Source organism: Paenibacillus sp. Negev47 (genome assembly GCF_058313655.1).
In genome coordinates this window covers 4025120-4044475 of sequence record NZ_CM177754.1, presented here as the reverse complement: position 1 = coordinate 4044475, position 19356 = coordinate 4025120, and the positions used below count along the sequence as shown (strand labels likewise).

Sequence of the window (19356 nt, the reverse complement as noted above, 5' to 3'; positions counted from 1 at the left end):
TTTGGATGGATGTTTGCGACTGAATATACCATAGATAATCACGATAAGAACGGGATACAGTACGGCCCAGGAGATGTATTCAGTCATTGGCGAATTTTGTGGAAAATCGGTGTAAGTCCTGCTGACGTTATGTTAGAATATAACCATCCCTAGAGAAAGAAAGAGGTGTTTGGATTATGAGTAAAGAGTTAACAGAATCTTTAAATGAACAGATGAACTTTGAGTTTTATTCAGCTCATGTATATCTGGCTATGGCAGCATATTGTTCCAGCAAAAGTCTGGATGGATTCGCGAACTTCTTCATCGTACAAGCGGAAGAAGAACGATTCCATGGCATGAAAATATACAAATTCCTGAATGATCGTGGACAACGTGCCACTCTTGCGGCTCTGCCAGAACCGAAGAATGAATATGCTTCGATCCTGGATGTATTTGAGCATGGTTATGCTCACGAGCAGCAAAACACGAAAAAATTCTATAATCTGGCTGACATCGCCTTGAATGAACGTGAGCATGCGACGATGTATTTCCTGAAATGGTTCATTGATGAGCAGGTTGAAGAGGAAGCGTTGTTCGATAACATTATTCAGAAGCTGCGCCGCATCGAAAAAGACAGCAATGCTTTCTACATGCTGGATGCCGAGTTCGGCAAACGTTCTTTCGTTGCTCCTGCTGAATAACTAACGTAAGGGAGTCGAGAAGATCCCAGTGTCAGAAGACCATTTACATACAGCATGTTACCCTATGCTGATTGAAGAAGAAAAAGCTTGCACTTGTGCAAGCTTTTTTGCATGCGAAAAATTTTTCGTTATTGTATTGAATAGCTTGAATTGGAGCAAAAGTCTATCAAAATCCTGAATATGGGTAATAGAGGATATGTCACAATTGATCTATCCTGGCGGGATCTTTTTTTTGCTCAAATCTATCAAATTCGTATTAATTTTTAGGTTTATCTGACAAAAGTGTAACTCTACCGTAGCCTTTGAAACGAGAACAGGAACCGCTATCTTTGATAGTATTAGGATTAATCGCCAAGGGATGAAGGTAGAAAAACATGGACACCCGGGGAAATATAACATACAAGGGAGACTTTTAATTATGCTACATATTCGCAAATCTATCATGGTCACACTTGCAATTCTATTAATCATTCCACTATTGCTGCCGCAGTCGGTATCTGCCAAATCTGCTACATCCAAGGAGAGCGCAAGCAAAGCGAGTTCCAAAATCATATACCTGACTTTTGACGATGGGCCAACCGCTCACACGGGTCAATTACTCGATATTCTGGATCAATATCATGCAAAGGCAACATTCTTCATGTTGGGTCCTCAGATGGAGCAATTTCAGAAGGCTACCAAACGGATTGTAGCTGACGGGCATGGACTGGGTCTGCATGGCGTGACTCATGTTCCGGGCAAATTCTACAAATCTCCATATAGCGGTCTGAAAGAAATGCAACAGGCCAATGGAAGTCTGAACAAGGTTGCCGGAGTTAAAACAAGTCTCGTTCGGACGCCATACGGCAGTAAACCATACCTCAAGCCGGCATTCCGTAATGTACTGCTCGGTCAAGGTGGATTCCATCTCTGGGATTGGAATGTGGATTCGGAAGATTGGAAATACAAGAAGGATCATCAGAAAGTCTATAACAGTGTAATGAAGCAGATCCACAATGTGCAAAAGAGCGGTACAACGCCTGTTGTGCTTATGCACGACCAGGAAGCGACGTTGAAGGTTCTGCCACAAGTACTGAAAACATTGAAGGCAGAAGGGTATCGTTTTGAAGTATTAAGCAAGAAAGTGCAACCGGTCAACTTCTGGAACGACAAGCGTTAATCTCTTCAATCTGTGGACCAGATCATAGATGGATCCGGACTACACACTGGACGCAACTCACAATTAAGGAGGTACACATCATGAAGAAACAACCATTATGGATCACCATTCCGGTAACGACAGCCGTTTTACTCGCCCTTGCAGGGTGTGGTGGACCGGATTCGAATACTGCATCATCAGAAAATGGTTCTTCTCCAGCGACAACAGTGGGCGAACAGACCGAGACCGGAAGCGGTGGTGCTGATTTCTCTAATGAAAATGAAGCGGAAACTCAAGAGAACACGACCACTACGGATAATCAAGAAACATCAGGATCGAAGGCGAATGACAACCAAGCTGCCACGGGTCAGTCAGATGTGAATGAGGTAATTCAGCAAATTCGTAATCAGTTGACGATGAAGAATGCATCTTTACCCACATCCTTTACGTTAGAGAAGGGCTCATATTTGAGTGCGGCAATACCGTCCAACACTGCTGATGCGTTTAAAGTAAACTTCTACGCTACGACTAAGCCTGTTGCCATTAATGATGCATCGTTAACTGCATCTGACAGTAAGGTACCTGTACTGGCTTCCTATGAAGTGAAGACCTCTAAGGATCCCCATCAGCCAGAAATTTACCCAGAGACGGATCTGAAAGACATTCCAAACGATATGGCTGTGGATCTGGGACATGGTATCAAAGGAATGAATGAAGGTGCAGCAGGAAGTCAATACCTGACTTGGCAAGAAGGTAGATGGACGTTACAGATTCGTTCGGTTTCCGAAGATGAAATGAATAATCCGGGTATTGCGAAAAAAATGGTGGAATATCTGGAGTCACATACATTGCCTGTACCAAAAGATAAAGGGTATATCAAGGTGGAATATCCAAGTGGCGGAAAGTCTGTTCATGTAACGATCTCTTGGCAGGATGGTAATAAAATTCATCAGCTAAAGACCGATCAAGTACCATTGGAAGCCCTTGGTATGGCAGTATCTGTAAAATCTTGATCACTACACGGATTTTCTGCAATTGAATTGAATTGAATTGACTGAGATGAATGTTGGATTGTTGAAATACACGCATAAAAAGCTTGGCCCAGGAGTTTACCTGGGCCAAGCTTTTTATTATAAGCATGTTATACGACTTGTGCAGCCGGTTTACGTGCTTACTTATGTTTTAATGGGTTAAAGCGGTACTTTCATTTGAACCACCCTTTTTCCTTGGAACGAGTGATGGCTTCAATGCGGTTACTGGCATTTAACTTGTTGAGAATAATGGAAATGTAATTCCGTACTGTACCCGTTGTGATGAAGAGATGTCCCGCAATTTCCTTCGTGTTCTTCCCATCTGCCATGAGGCCGAGAACAGCATTCTCCCGTTCCGTCAGGGGATTCTCTTCTACATAAGCCTCATCGACCAGGTCGGGAGCGAAGATTCTTCTGCCATTCATGACTTGGCGAATGGATTCGGCAAGTTCTTCAATTGGACTGTCTTTGAGCAGGTATCCACGTACACCGCCTTTGAGGGCGCGTTCGAAATAACCGGTCCGGGCAAAAGTGGTCAGGATAATGACCTTGCAGCTCATTCCTTTGAGTTCTTCTGCGGCTTCAAGGCCGCTCTTTACGGGCATTTCGATATCCATCAGACAGATGTCTGGTGCAAGCTCTTGCACCAGAGTGAGGGCTTCCTGGCCATTGCTGGCACGTCCCACAACTTCCATATCTTCCTCCAGATTAAGCAGGGAAGACAAGGCACCGAGCATCATGCGCTGATCTTCGGCGATTACAATCCTAATCATGATTCTGCCTCCTTTATCGGTTTGCGGACGAGCTTGGGAACATGAATAATGATGGCTGTACCCTCGGTGTTTGTATTAGATCGAATATCCAGACAACCATTGACGAATTCAAGTCGTTCTTTCATTCCCAAAATTCCCGTTCCGCGTCGTTCTTGTTTACGAGTTCGTTCTATTCCAACGCCATTATCCTGTACAGTTAGCACATTATCGGCGGGTGTCTCTTCAATAATGATGGTGCATGCGGTTGCCTGACTGTGCTTGACTACATTAGTGACGGCTTCTTTCAAGCACATGCCGAGCACATTTTCATTCAATTGCGATGTGTCTTGCAGCTTTGGATTGCCTTCCAGCATATATTCAATTGAAGCGGCCTTCAGAATCTGCTCCGCACGAAACAGTTCATCGACTAATTGCGTACCACGCATGGTCGTTACCATTTCTCGAACTTCCTTCAGAGCTGTGCTTGCCGTTTGTCTCAGGTCATTCAATTCAACCTCGGCCTGATCGGGATTACTGCGGAGCAAACGCTTCGCAAGATCGGTTTTCAGACCAATAAGAGAGAGTTTCTGCCCAAGTGTATCGTGCAAGTCACGAGCGATACGTTGACGTTCTTCCATTTTCACGAGATCATCGAGTCGTTTGTTGGCATTCTCCAATTGGCCTTCCAATTGTTCAGTCTTATTTTTATTATACGTACTGATCGGAAGCAGGATGGAGGCCATTAAGCTGATGAATACAAACGGGAACTGACTCACGAGCAATGAACTCTGATTGATGAAACCATAATTAATGGTCAGGAAACTGGCTCCCAAATTCACCGAATAGAGGGTGAAGAAACCGGCTTTATTTTTAATATTCCCAATAAAAAAAGCAAGAAACAATGAGAAATAGGCATAATCATAGGCGATCGTCATCGTAATGGATATGGCAATAAGCAGTCCAATCCACATGTACACTTGCCAACCCTTGGTGATAAAGGCGAGCAAATAACAGACGAAGAAGACGAGAATGATCACAATGCCGGTTACCATTGTCCATAATTTGGAATATTGTGAGATGTAATAGAAGGGCAGGATGAAAAAGACGAGCCATACATAAGGGTTCAACCCTGTATTTTTATAAAAGATCTGCATCCACTTTTGAATGGAAATTCTCCTCCTCAAACTTGCAATGTACTCAAACTTAGCATGACTGTAGCATGGCTGTAGCCTGAATACAAGAAAACGAATCCGACAGAGTTAAGGCTTCTCTGTCAGACCCGCTTGATTAGTTACTCGAATTGGCGGTTATACAAAAGCTTGCGGGATGAGTTTTTGAGCTGTCTGAAACTAATAAATTGTTTGGAATCTTCGTCCCACAGACGGAAGCGCAGGGCAACCAGACTGGAACGCAGTGTAATGGTCGTTGCTTTTTGCAAAGGCGGTGTTGCATTATGTGCCTCTTCAAGGAAATAGTTCGGTACACGCGGGCTCAAGTGATGCACATGATGGAAACCAATGTTTCCGCTGATCCACTGCAACAATTTCGGCAATTTATAATAAGAACTACCTTCAACAGCTGCTTTTACATAACTCCATTCATCTTCATGTTCAAAATACGTTTCTTCAAACTGATGCTGCACGTAGAACAACCAGATCCCGAAGAAACCGGAGAAGAAGAATACGGGTGCTTGCACCATAACAAAAGCCTGCCAACCGATTAACCAGCACATGAAGGCATAGAGCCCAACGATCAAGGCCGTAGTCAAGTGAGTGTTAATGCGTTCTTTACGTCTTGCACCTTTGCGGTTAAAGCGATAGGCGAGTATGAATACATAGATCGGTCCGATGCAGAACAATACGAACGGATTACGATAAATCCGGTAGAACAGACGACCCCAAAGGGAAGCTGCTTTGTATTCATCAACCGTCATGACCCAAATATCGCCTACACCACGTTTGTCGAGATTACTACTGGTTGCGTGATGGATGGAATGCTCGGCTTTCCATTGTTGATAAGGTGTCAAGGTTAATACACCTGTTATGGTGCCGAGAATGTCGTTGGCGCGTTTACTTTTGAAGAATGAACCATGACAGCAGTCATGGAAAATGATAAACGTTCGCAGTACAAATCCGGATGCCACGAGGGCAATCGGGAAGGTTAACCAATAGGAAACTGATAAGCTAAAGTAAGCGGCAGCCCATAGCAACACGAGCGGGAGTAATGTATTGATTAACTGACGGATACTTAATCTGAGATCATTTTTTTCATAAGGTGTTATTTCTTTTTTTAGCGCCATCTCTTTGGTTCTACTCATAGACGTAAGTCCTCCTTCAATCGTTATATCTGTAACCAGCTATAACTTCCGTTTCCCAATAGATTTTCCTTTAGGAAGCATTTTTATCATTGTAAAACAATACGACCATGACAGTAAGTCATAAACGTCAGCCTTTTATAATGATGAACATCAATGATGGACCATGACATTTGTCATGGGTGTAGGAGGGGGATTGGCTTTGCAGAAGAGGAAAGAGAACGTTTTTACAGATTCCTTTGCACAATTCACGCAACAATTTGTATTATGTATACAAATTTTGATGAGAGCATGGTAAAATCTATCTTTGGGTGCATGACAACTTATAAACGGTTCAATAGGTTGATTTTTGATGGATTGGGTGGAGTAGATAATGAAGAAGAGAATAACGGATATTTTATTTATTATGGCAGGTGCCTTTCTGTTTGCACTGGCGGTGAACCTGTTTGTGATCCCGAACGATTTGGCTGAAGGGGGCGTCACGGGCATTACGATTATTTTGTATTACCTGTTTGAATGGTCCCCCGGACTGATGAACTTGATCCTGAACGGTATTTTGTTAATTGTGGGATATCGGTTTCTGGATAAAACGACTACAGTGTATACGATTATTGCGGTCGTATTCAACTCGTTGTTCCTGCATCTGACGGAGAGCTGGACGATTGCATCAGATGAACTCTGGATTAATACCATTTTTGGTGGATTATTTGCCGGTCTTGGTATCGGTTTGATTGTTAGAGTGGGAGGCACTACGGCAGGTACAGTGATCCTGGCCCGGCTTGCCAACAAATATCTCGATTGGAATATCAGTTACGGACTTCTGTTTTTCGACCTGATTGTGGCCTTCTCGTCATTCTTCATCATTGGACCACAAGGTTTAATGTGTACCATTGTCCTGCTGTTTGTCGGAACCAAAACGATGGAGTTCATCATTGAAGGACTCAATCCGAAAAAGGCAGTTATGATTATCTCTTCCAAGCAGGATGAGATCGCCAAGCAAGTGATTGAGAAGATGGACCGCGGAGTAACCGTCCTGTCCGGTCATGGGTATTACACAAAAAATAAGAAAGAAATTCTATACATTGTGATTAGCAAGCAAGAAGTTTCCATGCTGAAGAAAATTGTACGAGCAGAAGATGAGATTGCTTTTATTACCATTCATGACGTGCGTGATGTATTCGGTGAAGGATTCATTGAACTCTCTAAGACTTGATGAAATGAATATGTATATATGGAAGAAAAAAGTTGCGGTGGAATGACCGCAACTTTTTTGATAGGTTAATTTATCCGGTATTAATCTAGTTCAAACAGAATATTAATAGTGTTTTCTTCTCTTGATTCCACAATATTCAACCGTTACATGACAGTGTTTTTTGCATTTTGTAGGAACATATTTAATTTTGGTAACACATGTTTTCGTAATTTTTTTGTAAAAACACTTTTTCTTTGGATCATAACATCTATGCTTTCTATACATATTGAACCCTCCCTGATTGTGATAGATTATTGTATGAACAGGTCCTTGTTTCGGAAATGTATAAACGTCTATTATTGTAAAATAATACCTTTATCAGGCTTTTATGTTGCGAGTGGAGTTGTGGTTCTTTCCTAGCAAATGAGTGCAAAGACAAAAAGCTGTACACCTTACCAAGCACGATGATATATTAAATTTAATTCATTTGTTAATAAACTTAACTAACTATAAAAGGAGGCGATAACATGGCTGGCACACCGCAATATATTCGCAATCTGAATGAAAATCTGATTATGGATGCTCTGATAACACAGGGAACCATGTCGAGAGCGGATATCAGCCGTCAGACCGGACTTAGTAAACCTACGGTTTCATCGGCGGTCGAACATCTGATTGACCGGAATCTGGTGAGGGAAACGGGACGGGCTGACAACGCTCAGGGTCGCAAAGCAACCCTCATCGGCTTTAATGAAAAAGCCTATTATGTCTGTGGTGTAGATATCGGAGCAACACGTATTCGGATCGCATTATCCGATCTGAGTGGAGAGATCATCGCTTATCGAACGTATCCCATGGTAGTCCAAGAAGCCAATGACCGAGCAGAAGCGACGATGCTGGAGCTTCTTCGAAGCCATATGAACGCATTGCTTGAGGAGAATCATCTGAACTGGAACCAGATTCAGTGCATTGGGTTCGGCATACCGGGTGTAGTGCAGCCTGAATCGGGGCGTATTAATCGTATTGTGGACCCGTTAGCAGGTTTGGAACAGGCATTCTCCCTGGAGTCGTTGTCTGGTGCATTTCCCTGTGAAGTAATCTTGGAGAATGATGTGAATCTTGCGGCGCTGGGGGAGTACAGGAGTGGTGCAGCAGCAGACTATCCCTTGTTTATTTTTTTCTCCATCGGCACAGGAACGGGAGCTGGCATCATGGTGCATGGCCAACTGCTTCGAGGTCTTGGTGGCTTAACCGGAGAGATCGCGGAGATGCTGATGGAAGATGGGCGCCGTCTGGAGGAAGTGTTGTCAGCTGATGGACTGATGCAACTGGCGAAACGACATCTTTATCCACATGATGAAGTATTGGAGGGTGCTGATTCGAATGCAAATGCAGATGTAACTGTAGATGCAGATAATCTTCGCACACACCTGACTCCGGAAAAGTTGTTTGAAGCTGCACGTAGTGGAGAAGCAGAGGCGCTAGAGATTGTTAAACAATACAGCCAGATGATTGCTTTTGCTCTGCGTCAGATTAGCATAGTGCTTGCTCCCAATCTCATTGTGTTTGGCGGAGGTGTGGGGGGGAATGGGGATGTGTTATTGCCATTACTGAGACAGATCATATCTGAGCAATTCCCGGTCCAGCCACAGTTAATCTGTTCCATGCTTGGTGAGCAGGCTGTTGTCACTGGCGCGGTACAGGTGGCTGTACAACAAACGATGCTGAATCTTCAGCAGGAGGCCATGGAATAAGAAATTGGATATACACATGTGGGGAGGGAATGGGATGACAGAATCCGTGAAAAACGTTAATAAGGATTTTCAACCCAATCAAGGTGGTACGCTTGGTAGTATTGCATCCAGTTGGATTGCAGGTGTTGATATTGGAGGTACCAAAACATTAATCCTGTTGTCATCACAGGCGGATGGAATTAAGGTTCATGAACGCCAGTTACCTACTCTAGTAAGTGATCAGCCGGATAAGTTCTTCCGATGGTTATTCACTGAACTGGAAACGTTCTGCCGTGAGGTGGGGTGCAGTCTGAATCAACTTTCAGGTGCGGGTTTGGGATTCCCTGGTGTGATTCTGCAGGTGGAAGGAATACTGCGAAATGCTCCGGCTTTTCAGTGGCCTGAACAAGATATTCGTCCGATTATTGCGAAGTATTACACCGGGAACATCATGTTGGATAACGATGTGAATATGGCCGCAATGGGAGAATATGATCAAGGTGCAGCGCAGGGACATCACCACTGTGTGATGGTCACGGTTGGAACAGGCATTGGAGCCGCACTAATTCTGAATGGACAGCTGTATAGCGGTCAGAATGGAGCAGCCGGCGAGATTGGGCATTTTATTGCAGGAGACGAAGGGCTACATTCAGGCTACGTTGCGGATGCTGATTCATTTGGTGTATTCGAGCAAGCGACTTCAGGTACCGGAATTAAGGAACAGGCGAGGCGGTATTTTGCTGATGGAAAGGGAAGTTCCTTATCCCTGATCATGAGTCTGGCAGGAGGAGAAGCCGAACAGATCGAAGCCAGGCACGTATTCAAAGCAGCTGAATCAGGTGATGTTGCTGCACTGGAGATCCTGGAACTGCCCATGCGTTATATGGCGAGAGGTCTGGCGAATATTACGGCTTTACTTAATCCTTCCATTATAGTGATCGGTGGTGGCGTGGCTGCATCCAACCCATCCTATTATCTAAATGAAGTGCGTACACGGCTCCAACGTTACACCGTTCTGCCTACACCTTTAGCTGTAGCTGAACTGGGGAACAGAGCTGGAGCAATCGGGGCATTGGCTGCAATCAAGTCGAGTCTGACACGCACATAACCATAGAGAATAGACGAAGCAACTACAGAATTAAAGGATGGAGATCCGGATGAGAAGCAGACATATGAAGGCTTACACAGAGAAAATAAAAGCCGATTCCAATGATGCAAGACGTGTTCTACTCAAACTACAGGGCCTGTACCTGTTTATGGGACTTGCGGGGGGAATGTTTAACCCGTATATTAATCCCATATTGGTAGCACAAGGTTTTACCAGTAAAGAAACCGGATTTATTATGGCGTTTGGCACACTTGTATCCATTATTCTTCAACCTATATGGGGAATTCTGGTAGATAAGTTTAAAAAAACACGGTTCGTTTTGGTAATAAGTCTGCTTATTCCTGCATCGTTAGCGTACTTCTACAATATTCAAGTGTACTTTATATTAATATTGATTTATACTTTATGCACTATATTCCAAGTGACTCAAATACCCGTCGCTGACTCCTATGCGGTTACAGCCGCGAGAGCAGCGAACACCTCATATGGCATGATCCGACTCTTCGGGAGCATAGGAACGGGAGTTGGTGGATTTGCAGCTGGAATGTATCTCTCCCAGTTTTCCATTCACATGTTATGGCTGCCATTTCTCCTGTTTAATATTCTGAGCGCTATACTGGCAAGTACACTTCCCCGGCAGACGAGCATATCCTCGTCCTCGGTAACCTTCTCCGTAGGTTTGGCAAGATTGCTCCGAAACCGGACATTCCTTCTATTTCTAACAGGTTGTTTCCTGGTTAACCAAACGCTCACTGCGTTTAACTCCTTTTTCGTTATTTCATTTCAAATGGCTGGTGGTTCTGTGACCATGACGGGTACAGCACTGTTGTTAGCGTCGATTACCAATGTTCCATCCATGTTGGCAGCGGCATTCATACTCCGAAAATGGGGACATGAACGAACGATGCTGCTTGCAGCTGGGGCGTATATGTTACGTTGGGGCATACAATGGTTATGGCCATCGCCTGAGGTGATGATTGGAGTTCAGGTGCTGCACGGGTTATCCTTTGGATTCTTCTATATCGCAGCAGTGGAATATGTGGCTTCCGTTACGGGACGGGAAATGCAGGCCACAGGTCAAAGTTTGTTTAACATGGTGTTTGCCGGATTGGGCGGAATTGTTGGTAATATGCTGAATGGATATTTGCTCGATTCCGGTGGTCCATCACTGATGTATCTGGCTTGTACGATCAGTGCGGCATTAGGATCAGTGATTCTGTATATCGTCAGCAGGCAGGCCAAAGAACAGAGAAGATCATATACATTAGAATAGAGATGGAAGGAGTTGGAGCCTATGAAAGTAAATTTGAAGCGGAATTGGCACACCAAGTTGATGTATTCGTATTTTCCCATTTTTCTGCTTACGATTTCCATTCTGATCTTTCTCTCCTTCCTGATTGTCAACGAACTCTCACGTAACGAAACTCAAAAAGCCGACATGATCTCTACCCGCTACATCGTAGACACGCTGGAGCGCTCGCTAAGCGACATTGAACTCCGGTTGTTGGAAGATATCAGCACGAACAAGACATACAGTCGTTTTCTGGAAGCCGGGCAGGGACAATTATCAAGCCAGTTCATCTATGATGCGGCAAGTGGGCTGGGACGTATGCTGGACCAGCAGGATATGATTCAATCCATCTATCTCTATCGGTTGTCTGATTCACAGATTCTTACGCCCAGAGGCATGATGCGCATGGAAGATTTCGAAGATCGTGCTTATATTGAACAAGCCTTGAAGAATCGAGAGAACCTTGGTTGGAACTTGCCGCGTGAATACAAGGAACGTTCCTTCGACTTGCCTTCACAGGTAATTAGCATGAATAAGTGGCTTCCGTTACCGTGGGGTGGAGAAGGTCTGCTCGTTATTACTATTAACATGTATGCAGTCGAACGTCAGATTGATCATATGACCAATGAAAAGTTGTCTGTACTTCAGGTTCGGGACAAGAGTGATAATCTGATCTATACGGCGCATCAAATGGACCCGTCAGCAGGTGAAATACTTAATCGTGTGTCTGCGGACAAGCTAGGTCTGGTCTTCGAGAGTGGTATTCAATCCGGACAACTGTATTCATGGGTATCCCTTGTCTCTTATGTGTGGATCGGTATTGGATTATTAACGATCGTTGGTGCGGTGGCTGGACTAATCTACATTACTCGAAGAAATACACGCCCCATTCAGCTGATCATGAATCGAATTCAGGCGCTACAGCCACGTGCCGAGGAGGATGAAGCAGCTCCATCTGTCAAAGATGAACTGGCACTCATCGACCGTGCGCTGGAACATCTGATTGCTCAGACGGTTGACTATGAGAAACAGCATCATGAAAACCTGTTAATTCACCGCAGGCAATTGCTTGTTGATCTGATGGAAGGGGAGCGGATGGATTCATTCCGTCAGCGACTTCGCCATCTGCAACCTCTAGAGGAACGATTCATGGAACCGAAGAGTGTTGCCGTGCTTATTGCAGAGATGAATGGTGAGGATCTCTCGACCAATCAGAATATTCTGAAGATTGCACTCATGAACGTAGTAGAAGAACTTGTGCAGAACGAGATGGAATTCGGTGGTTGGGCTGAATGGTTCGGGAATCGCAGACTTATTGTCGTGATTGCATCGGATGAGCAGGAAGGACTGGATCGTGAATTGCTTATGGATCTGGCTAAACAGATGCATATGTGGATCGCGGAGCATTTCCGACTGCGGTTTACCTTTGGAATCGGACGAACCGTTTCAGGTTGGGAGGAAATTACACGATCGTATGCCAGTGCAGATGCCGGATTGCAGCATAGACTTACTCTTGGTAAAGATGCCATTGTTCTCAGTGAACAACTTCCGGATCGTATTGAGATGCAATCATACAAGTATTTGCAGATGCTAGCGGACTTTGTCCGTGAATTCAGACTAACCGGTGATGGGTGGCGAACGCAGCTGGATCAGATGTTTGTAGCGTTCGGCGAAGATCAGATTACAGATAACGATATTCGCATGCTGCTGCAGGCGTTAATCCAGATGTTGTCTCGTGAATTCGGAGAGCTGTCTGAGCGGTTGCAAAGTCAATTTTCCGAAGAAATCCTGACTCGCCTTCGCAGTGATATCCAGCAGGTGGAGACACTCGAGGGAATTCAGGAGATTTTGCAGGAATGGCTTAAAGAGGTCTATCGCAATTATGTTTCTGTGAATGAAACCAAAAGTCATCGCGCGATGATCAATGAGCTGCGGATCTATATTGAAGAGCATTTTGATGATCCGGATCTGTCGCTGAAACATCTGAGTGATCGATTCCAAATCTCGGGCAAATATGCAAGTTATCTGTTCAAGGAAGAGTTTGAGATGAAGTTTGTTGATTTTCTGGTGAAACTGAGGGTCGAAAAGGCCTGCCGTCTGTTGTCTGCATCCGATATGGCTGTGCAGGATATTGCTCTGCAAGTGGGTTATGCCAATGCCATCTCTTTCGGCAGAGTATTTAAACGGATTATGGGCGTGACGCCAGGGGATTATCGCAAGCAGAGTGGAAAACAAGGGGATCAATAACGGGATTGCACGTGTTAGAATATCCAAACATCGCATGAAAATCAATATTCTTAGAGATATCATATGAAATCTCCTGTATGAGGCGATAAGGTCCGTACCTTATCGCCCTTGCAGGAGATTTTTTACGTGCAGGAAATGCCATCGATACGTTGTTTGGTCAAGTGAAGTTTAATCTTCCACCGAGGAATTAGTGCGGCAAATGCATTTATATGTGCTACACATGGAGATCACTACAGAGGTGGTCTCTTTTTGTTATGGTTTGATGGAGTATCTGTGGAAAAAGGATTATTGCATTCTGGGCTATGGCAGACTGTATACGATTAATCATATTTAATACAACACTATGTGTTATTATAGTTAACATTATAGGTATGAAAATTGTATATTGTCAGGAAATATGTTTATATATCGCGGTGTTTAACTTAAAAACCGTAATTTTTACATTTTGAAAATAGTTTATTGTCTAAATATCGAATCGTATGTAATGATTAGTGACATTCACAGGTGCAACGAAATGGGCTGAACAAAGTGGAGTGGCAATCATGTGAATTCATATCAGAGTGTGTGCGAAAGGGGAAAGGTCAAATGAGATTATTTCAAAGACGTAAGGCAGGCAAGGCAAGTTCAATCCTCGCAGTGGTAACAGCATTCACTCTATTATTATCCGCATGTTCATCAGGAAGCGAATCTACATCTTCATCAGGAGAGTCGGGTTCGGGGGAAAAAACAACTTTGAAAGTAGAAATCTTCGATCGGGGAAATACTCCGGCGGGCTACACCATTTCGGACAGTTATCTGACACGCTTCATTCAAGAGAAGTTTGGTGATCCAAACAACATCGATGTTCAATTTGTTCCAGTACCACGTTCGGAGGAAGTACAGAAGCTTAATGTTCTGATGGCGAGTGGCTCTGAAGTACCTGATATCGTCTTTACCTACGATTCGGGAACATTCAACCGGTATGCAGAGCAAGGAGGTCTGACCGAACTTACGGATCTGATCAATCAAAGTGGTCCTAACCTGAAGAAGTTCCTGGGAGATGAAACGCTGGCCTACGGTCAATACGATGGACAGCAGTTTGCGGTTCCAGGTAAACGTCTTGTACTTGGCAAGTACGCATCCTATGTTCGTCAGGACTGGCTGGACGCACTCGGACTGCCTTCGCCTGAGACAGCTGAGGAGCTGCATACCACACTGAAGGCCTTTAAGGAAAAAGATCCGGGTAAAGTCGGTACAGGACTTATTCCGATGGGGATGTCCATTGCCTCGGCTCAATATGAACCACTGATCTGGTCATTCATTGAACCGCTGACGGAAGAACAGAAATATACATTAACGCAGCAACTGGGTTCCAATGACTATCCAACGTTGTTGCCTGGTTTCAAGGACGCCCTGAAATATATGAACACACTTTATAATGAAGGATTAATGAGCAAGGACTTTGGACTCGACAAAGACAAGAAAAAGCTATGGGAAGATGTATCTAACGGCAAAGTTGGATTCTACACCGAGGATGCAGGGGAGATCTACATCTCCGGTACGTACAAAAACCTGCAAACCAATCAACCGGGTGCAGTGATCACACCGATTGATGCATTCAAAAACTCGGAAGGCAAATTCGCCAAACCGGCATATGCGCCAAATGCAATGTATGTCATGATTCCGAAATCGAGCAAAAATGCGGAAGCAGCGATGAAGTATCTGGATTGGATGGCTTCAGGCAATAACTTGTTCGACCTGCAATTCGGTGTTGAAAACGAGAACTATGAACTTGTGGATGGGGTTCCATTGATCAAAGATGATGCTTCTCCTGAAATCGCAGGTCGTATCTATAATTCCGGTGACATTGCCATTATCGTCAATGGTAAATACGTTGGAGATGACAAGAAAAATGAAGAGGCCTATGTCGTTCAGGTAGAGTCGAAGTATCGGGATGATATGCGTAAGTCGGTAGCAATCTCTAACACGGACACGATTCAACCAGTGCGCTTCTCCAAACCGATTGAGGCGGAAGCACGCTACGGTAACGGCCTGAAAGACAAGTTTATGGAGTTCTTCGTGAAAACAACGATTTCCAAACCAGCTGATTTTGAAGCCACGTATGACAGCATGATGAAGGACTACATGGCGAGCGGTGGTCAAGCGATCCTGGATGAACGTACAGAAGCTTACAATGCAATGAAATAAGTAGAGTAGAGATCACATCTAATGCGTACGGCGACAAAGAACAGGGATTCCATCAAGCTGATGACAACATCACCTTGATGGAGACATCCTGTATGACATGGGGGGAAGGTTTATGAAAACAAGCATCTATTTCCGCAGAAACTGGCAACTATATGCGTTGCTCCTACTGCCCATGATCTACTTCATTATTTTCAAGTATGGGCCAATGTATGGCGTGCAGATTGCGTTCAAGGATTTTAACTTCTTTCAAGGTATCTCCGGTAGTGAGTGGATTGGCTTGGATGCATTCAGAGAAGTGTTTCAAAATCAGGGATTCTACACTGCATTACGTAACACGTTAGTGCTTAACATGCTGGATTTACTGGTCTCCTTCCCGGCACCACTTATATTGGCCATCTTATTGTTCGAGCTGAAGAAGGCCTGGTTCAAAAAGTTGGCACAGACCTTACTGTACATTCCACACTTTATTTCGTGGGTGATTATTGGAGGAATCGTACTTCAGGTATTCGGCACGCAATCCGGATTCATTAACAATATCTTAATGAGCATGGGATTCGATCCATTGCCGTTCCTTTCAGACAAAAACTATTGGCTCTTCACGTATCTTGCGGTAGGCGTCTGGCAGAGTGCAGGCTGGGGTACGATTCTGTATCTGGCATCCCTGACAGGCATTAACCGGGAACTATACGAAGCGGCAGAAGTGGATGGAGCAAGTCGGCTGCGCAGAATCTGGCACATCTCCTTGCCAGGCATCAAAACGACGATTGTTACCTTATTGATCATCAATGTTGGCAACATGATCTCCATCGGCTTCGACCGACCGTTTATTATCGGAAACGTGGCTGTGCGTGAATACTCGGATGTACTCAGCACGTTTGTCTATCGTGTCGGTTTACAGTCTGGTCAGGTTACGCTCGCAACAGCCGTAGGTTTGTTCCAGGCTTTGGTTGGACTTGTCTTCATACTCGGAGCGAACTATACGTCCAAGAAATTAACCGATGAGAGCATTATGTAGTGGATTGAATCACATATGATCTGTAAGGAGTGAGTGGGATGTCTGAAAACACGGCGAATCGAATATTCAACACGGTAAACGTCATTCTTATTGTCATTACGATGGTGCTGTGTCTTGCACCATTCATCCATATTATTGCGATCTCGCTCAGTTCAAACCGGGCGATCGGTTCAGGAGAAGTTTCTTTTTTTCCAAAAGAGTTGTCCTTTGAGGCGTATACCAAAGTGTTTGCAGATGGATCGATGATTCGTTCCCTTATCTATACAATATGGCTGACCGTCTTGAGTACTGTATTAAGCATGGCGATGACTATCGCAGCAGCTTATCCACTGGCGAAGAGTAATCTGAAAGGGCGCAAGTGGTTCATGCTCGTCATTGTGGTGACGATGTTCTTCAGTGGGGGCATTATTCCCGAGTACATTCTGATCAAAAATCTGCATTTACTTGATAGCACATGGGGGCTTATTCTGCCTGGTTTGATTAGTCCGTTCTACATGATCATCCTCATTACCTTCTTCCGAGGTATTCCTGAAAGTCTGGAAGAAGCAGCAGGTATTGATGGAAGCAGCCACTTCGGAACACTTATGCGCATAATCTTGCCGCTGTCCCTTCCGGTTATGGCGACACTGAGCCTATTCTACGCGGTAGGACGCTGGAATGGTTTCCAGGATGCACTCATGTATATCACCAAGCCTGAGCTATATCCTTTGCAATTGAAATTGTATCAGATGATTCAGCAAAACCAGATTACAGAGCTCATGCAGAACGAAGGAATTGGTGCTGTTCAGGTCCTGCCTGAGAGTCTGAAAGCAGCCAGCGTTATATTCTCAACGTTACCGATCCTGCTTGTGTATCCGTGGTTGCAGCGGTACTTTATCAGTGGCGTAATGGTAGGTGCTGTAAAAGGTTAACAATCTCGGGAGGTCGCATGACATGACACAACGAATGGTAGAGAAGATGTCGAAAGAGCAGCAGTATCTTGTAAATCAGTCGATGTTGATGATGGATAGCTTCTATGATGAGGAATTGAATCTGATTCGGAGTTTTGAAGAGGAGGATTCCTCGCAGCACAGCACACGAGCCAGTGCACATTATGCGCTCGGGTTGTTGATTCGCAATGAGCCTGGTGATGTGGAACGCGCGATACGGGTGTTCCACAAAGTGCTCGATTATCAATATGACGCTCCGGATGAAATCTATCACGGAACCTTCGCGACCCGACCCAATGATGTGCATCCACCAGCGGGTCACTATGCTTGGAAATCTTTTGCGCCAGGCACGGCCTATTTCCTGGAACGCACCTTTGAGAAGGTGTCTGCGCAGTTTATCCATAAACTACAGGAAGAGGGTTCTCTGCTCACTGAGGCAGCAGATCTCAAACAACTGAAAAACCTTTTTAATTCGGCAGTGAATCAGGTTCTGCCACCGGTCTGGATCAGCTATGATCCCAATTGGCGCGAATTTACCGCATGTGTCTGTGTGGTCGTGACTGCCGAATTCGCTGAACTTATTCCGGAGACGCTCATGAAACGGATGGACCATGCGATGGAGTTGGCTGTTCAAGGGTCAATAGAACGCAGGCTATCCGACGTAATCCCCATGAACACGAATATTGAGTTGATGCACATTTTCATCACCCACTACTATGGTCATCGCTTGAACCAAACAGATTGGATTCGTCATTCGGAGGAACAGGCGGAGGGGTTGATGAAAGAGTTTGAACAGTACGATGGTACATTCGCAGAGTTCAATACGACAACGTATTACGGGGTGGATCTGTCCGTGCTTGGCATGTATCGAAAGTATGGACTCACCAAACGTTTGATCGAAATTGGCCACCGGATTGAACATGGGCTGTGGAATAACATTGCGCTATACTACAATGCCAACCTGGAGAATCTCTCCGGCCCGTTCTCCCGGGCGTACGACATGGAGATGCGAGAGCATAGTTCGATCGGTGTATTTATCTATCTCTTGCTTGGTGAAGGGTACGAATATCTGGCGGGAATCAACTGTGAGTCAGGCCATGATCCGCTGATTGCGCTCCTCGGGGTGGATGTGCCCGCTGAAGCTGTGCCGTATTTCAAGGCTCATCAAGAGGATCGTCTTGTGCAGAGACAGTTCATGGAGCTGTGTGAGCGCAATGATCCAGCGTCTAACCGGAATCTATGTACGGCCAAAGCCTGGATCGGAGAGCACCGGATGATCGGGGCCATGTCGGGAAGTGTGAATACCAACGGCCAGATGCATCCAGCCACGATCCACTGGCAGACAGAGAAGGGTGAGCGCTATTATCTCCGCTTGATCCGTCGCGAGGTGGGCGAGGGGTGGAATAGTCATCTGAGCGGAATAACGTTCGATGCGGATCTCACGCCAGATACGTTAACCATTGATGTGAAGCTTTATACGGCGGAAGAGATCGATGTTTATTTTGAAATCAGGGGGCCATCCCTTCGTCAGCAGGATATTACAGCAGCGTTATGGCAGTTCCCTGGACTTACGTGTACCGTGAAGGCCGAGGCGCCTGAGCCCTCCGTACTATTGTATGTCAATCATGCCGAGATCATCTATCGTTATGTGCCTGGAAAAACTGCGAACAAGATGAGATTCGAATTGACCCTTCGTGAAGACAACGGATAGAGGAATGAACGAGTAGGTAGAGGTAGAT

15 protein-coding genes are annotated in these 19356 nt (G+C 44.9%); 12 read left to right on the top strand and 3 right to left on the bottom strand.

All coding sequences use genetic code 11. The annotated features are described in order from the left end of the window. The first annotated feature begins 176 nt into the window (after nt 1-176). The 3 genes from AC4G47_RS17945 to AC4G47_RS17935 all read left to right on the top strand — a co-directional run bounded on the left by AC4G47_RS17945 (nt 177) and on the right by AC4G47_RS17935 (nt 2831). Nucleotides 177-680, top strand: a complete 504-nt coding sequence (locus AC4G47_RS17945) for a ferritin (protein WP_458126608.1) — start codon at nt 177-179, stop codon at nt 678-680. Nucleotides 681-1098: 418 nt separating this feature from the next. Then, nucleotides 1099-1839, top strand: coding sequence for a polysaccharide deacetylase family protein (locus AC4G47_RS17940; RefSeq protein ID WP_491102070.1), 741 nt, complete (start codon nt 1099-1101; stop codon nt 1837-1839). Between the two features lie 80 nt (nt 1840-1919). Next, on the top strand, nt 1920-2831 hold the full coding sequence (locus AC4G47_RS17935) for a hypothetical protein (protein WP_491102069.1): 912 nt from the start codon (nt 1920-1922) through the stop codon (nt 2829-2831). Nucleotides 2832-3022: 191 nt separating this feature from the next. Here AC4G47_RS17935 and AC4G47_RS17930 read toward each other — a convergent pair whose 3' ends face one another. The 3 genes from AC4G47_RS17930 to desA form a co-directional block, all read right to left on the bottom strand. Further along, nucleotides 3023-3622 carry a response regulator gene (locus AC4G47_RS17930; RefSeq protein ID WP_336759782.1) on the bottom strand — a complete coding sequence of 200 codons (600 nt, stop codon included), beginning with the start codon at nt 3620-3622 and terminating at the stop codon, nt 3023-3025. Continuing rightward, on the bottom strand, nt 3619-4767 hold the full coding sequence (locus AC4G47_RS17925; protein ID WP_491106737.1) for a sensor histidine kinase: 1149 nt from the start codon (nt 4765-4767) through the stop codon (nt 3619-3621). Before AC4G47_RS17925 ends, AC4G47_RS17930 begins: the two co-directional genes overlap by 4 nt. Nucleotides 4768-4892: 125 nt before the next feature. After that, nucleotides 4893-5918 (bottom strand): Delta(5) desaturase DesA, encoded by a 1026-nt coding sequence (desA, locus tag AC4G47_RS17920; RefSeq protein WP_458126611.1) that lies wholly within the window; start codon nt 5916-5918, stop codon nt 4893-4895. A 370-nt stretch (nt 5919-6288) separates the two neighbouring features. On the opposite strand from desA, the gene AC4G47_RS17915 reads away from it, so the two are divergent. The 9 genes from AC4G47_RS17915 to AC4G47_RS17875 all read left to right on the top strand — a co-directional run bounded on the left by AC4G47_RS17915 (nt 6289) and on the right by AC4G47_RS17875 (nt 19328). Then, complete coding sequence (locus AC4G47_RS17915) at nt 6289-7128, top strand: YitT family protein (protein WP_145321320.1); 840 nt, start codon at nt 6289-6291, stop codon at nt 7126-7128. Nucleotides 7129-7634: 506 nt separating this feature from the next. Then, the gene (locus tag AC4G47_RS17910; protein ID WP_491102068.1) at nt 7635-8861 is read left to right on the top strand and encodes an ROK family transcriptional regulator; all 1227 of its coding nucleotides are present in this window, start codon (nt 7635-7637) and stop codon (nt 8859-8861) included. Nucleotides 8862-8895: 34 nt separating this feature from the next. After that, on the top strand, nt 8896-9948 hold the full coding sequence (locus AC4G47_RS17905; RefSeq protein ID WP_491102067.1) for an ROK family protein: 1053 nt from the start codon (nt 8896-8898) through the stop codon (nt 9946-9948). A 49-nt stretch (nt 9949-9997) separates the two neighbouring features. Then, complete coding sequence (locus AC4G47_RS17900; protein WP_491102066.1) at nt 9998-11221, top strand: MFS transporter; 1224 nt, start codon at nt 9998-10000, stop codon at nt 11219-11221. A gap of 21 nt (nt 11222-11242) precedes the next feature. Continuing rightward, nucleotides 11243-13486 carry a helix-turn-helix domain-containing protein gene (locus tag AC4G47_RS17895; RefSeq protein ID WP_491102065.1) on the top strand — a complete coding sequence of 748 codons (2244 nt, stop codon included), beginning with the start codon at nt 11243-11245 and terminating at the stop codon, nt 13484-13486. Nucleotides 13487-14071: 585 nt separating this feature from the next. After that, complete coding sequence (locus AC4G47_RS17890; protein WP_491102064.1) at nt 14072-15673, top strand: extracellular solute-binding protein; 1602 nt, start codon at nt 14072-14074, stop codon at nt 15671-15673. A gap of 112 nt (nt 15674-15785) precedes the next feature. Further along, nucleotides 15786-16688, top strand: coding sequence for an ABC transporter permease (locus AC4G47_RS17885; protein ID WP_062834078.1), 903 nt, complete (start codon nt 15786-15788; stop codon nt 16686-16688). A 38-nt stretch (nt 16689-16726) separates the two neighbouring features. After that, the gene (locus AC4G47_RS17880; protein ID WP_339169794.1) at nt 16727-17599 is read left to right on the top strand and encodes a carbohydrate ABC transporter permease; all 873 of its coding nucleotides are present in this window, start codon (nt 16727-16729) and stop codon (nt 17597-17599) included. Between the two features lie 22 nt (nt 17600-17621). Beyond that, nucleotides 17622-19328 (top strand): DUF8769 domain-containing protein, encoded by a 1707-nt coding sequence (locus tag AC4G47_RS17875; protein ID WP_491102063.1) that lies wholly within the window; start codon nt 17622-17624, stop codon nt 19326-19328. Nucleotides 19329-19356 lie beyond the last annotated feature (28 nt).

Bases quoted from the DNA above. Each gene is read 5' to 3' on its own strand.
- AC4G47_RS17945 (WP_458126608.1), top strand. From the start codon at position 177: ATGAGTAAAGAGTTAACAGAATCTTTAAATGAACAGATGAACTTTGAG.
- AC4G47_RS17940 (WP_491102070.1), top strand. From the start codon at position 1,099: ATGCTACATATTCGCAAATCTATCATGGTCACACTTGCAATTCTATTA.
- AC4G47_RS17935 (WP_491102069.1), top strand. From the start codon at position 1,920: ATGAAGAAACAACCATTATGGATCACCATTCCGGTAACGACAGCCGTT.
- AC4G47_RS17930 (WP_336759782.1), bottom strand. From the start codon at position 3,622: ATGATTAGGATTGTAATCGCCGAAGATCAGCGCATGATGCTCGGTGCC.
- desA (WP_458126611.1), bottom strand. From the start codon at position 5,918: ATGAGTAGAACCAAAGAGATGGCGCTAAAAAAAGAAATAACACCTTAT.
- AC4G47_RS17915 (WP_145321320.1), top strand. From the start codon at position 6,289: ATGAAGAAGAGAATAACGGATATTTTATTTATTATGGCAGGTGCCTTT.
- AC4G47_RS17910 (WP_491102068.1), top strand. From the start codon at position 7,635: ATGGCTGGCACACCGCAATATATTCGCAATCTGAATGAAAATCTGATT.
- AC4G47_RS17905 (WP_491102067.1), top strand. From the start codon at position 8,896: ATGACAGAATCCGTGAAAAACGTTAATAAGGATTTTCAACCCAATCAA.
- AC4G47_RS17900 (WP_491102066.1), top strand. From the start codon at position 9,998: ATGAGAAGCAGACATATGAAGGCTTACACAGAGAAAATAAAAGCCGAT.
- AC4G47_RS17895 (WP_491102065.1), top strand. From the start codon at position 11,243: ATGAAAGTAAATTTGAAGCGGAATTGGCACACCAAGTTGATGTATTCG.
- AC4G47_RS17890 (WP_491102064.1), top strand. From the start codon at position 14,072: ATGAGATTATTTCAAAGACGTAAGGCAGGCAAGGCAAGTTCAATCCTC.
- AC4G47_RS17885 (WP_062834078.1), top strand. From the start codon at position 15,786: ATGAAAACAAGCATCTATTTCCGCAGAAACTGGCAACTATATGCGTTG.
- AC4G47_RS17880 (WP_339169794.1), top strand. From the start codon at position 16,727: ATGTCTGAAAACACGGCGAATCGAATATTCAACACGGTAAACGTCATT.
- AC4G47_RS17875 (WP_491102063.1), top strand. From the start codon at position 17,622: ATGACACAACGAATGGTAGAGAAGATGTCGAAAGAGCAGCAGTATCTT.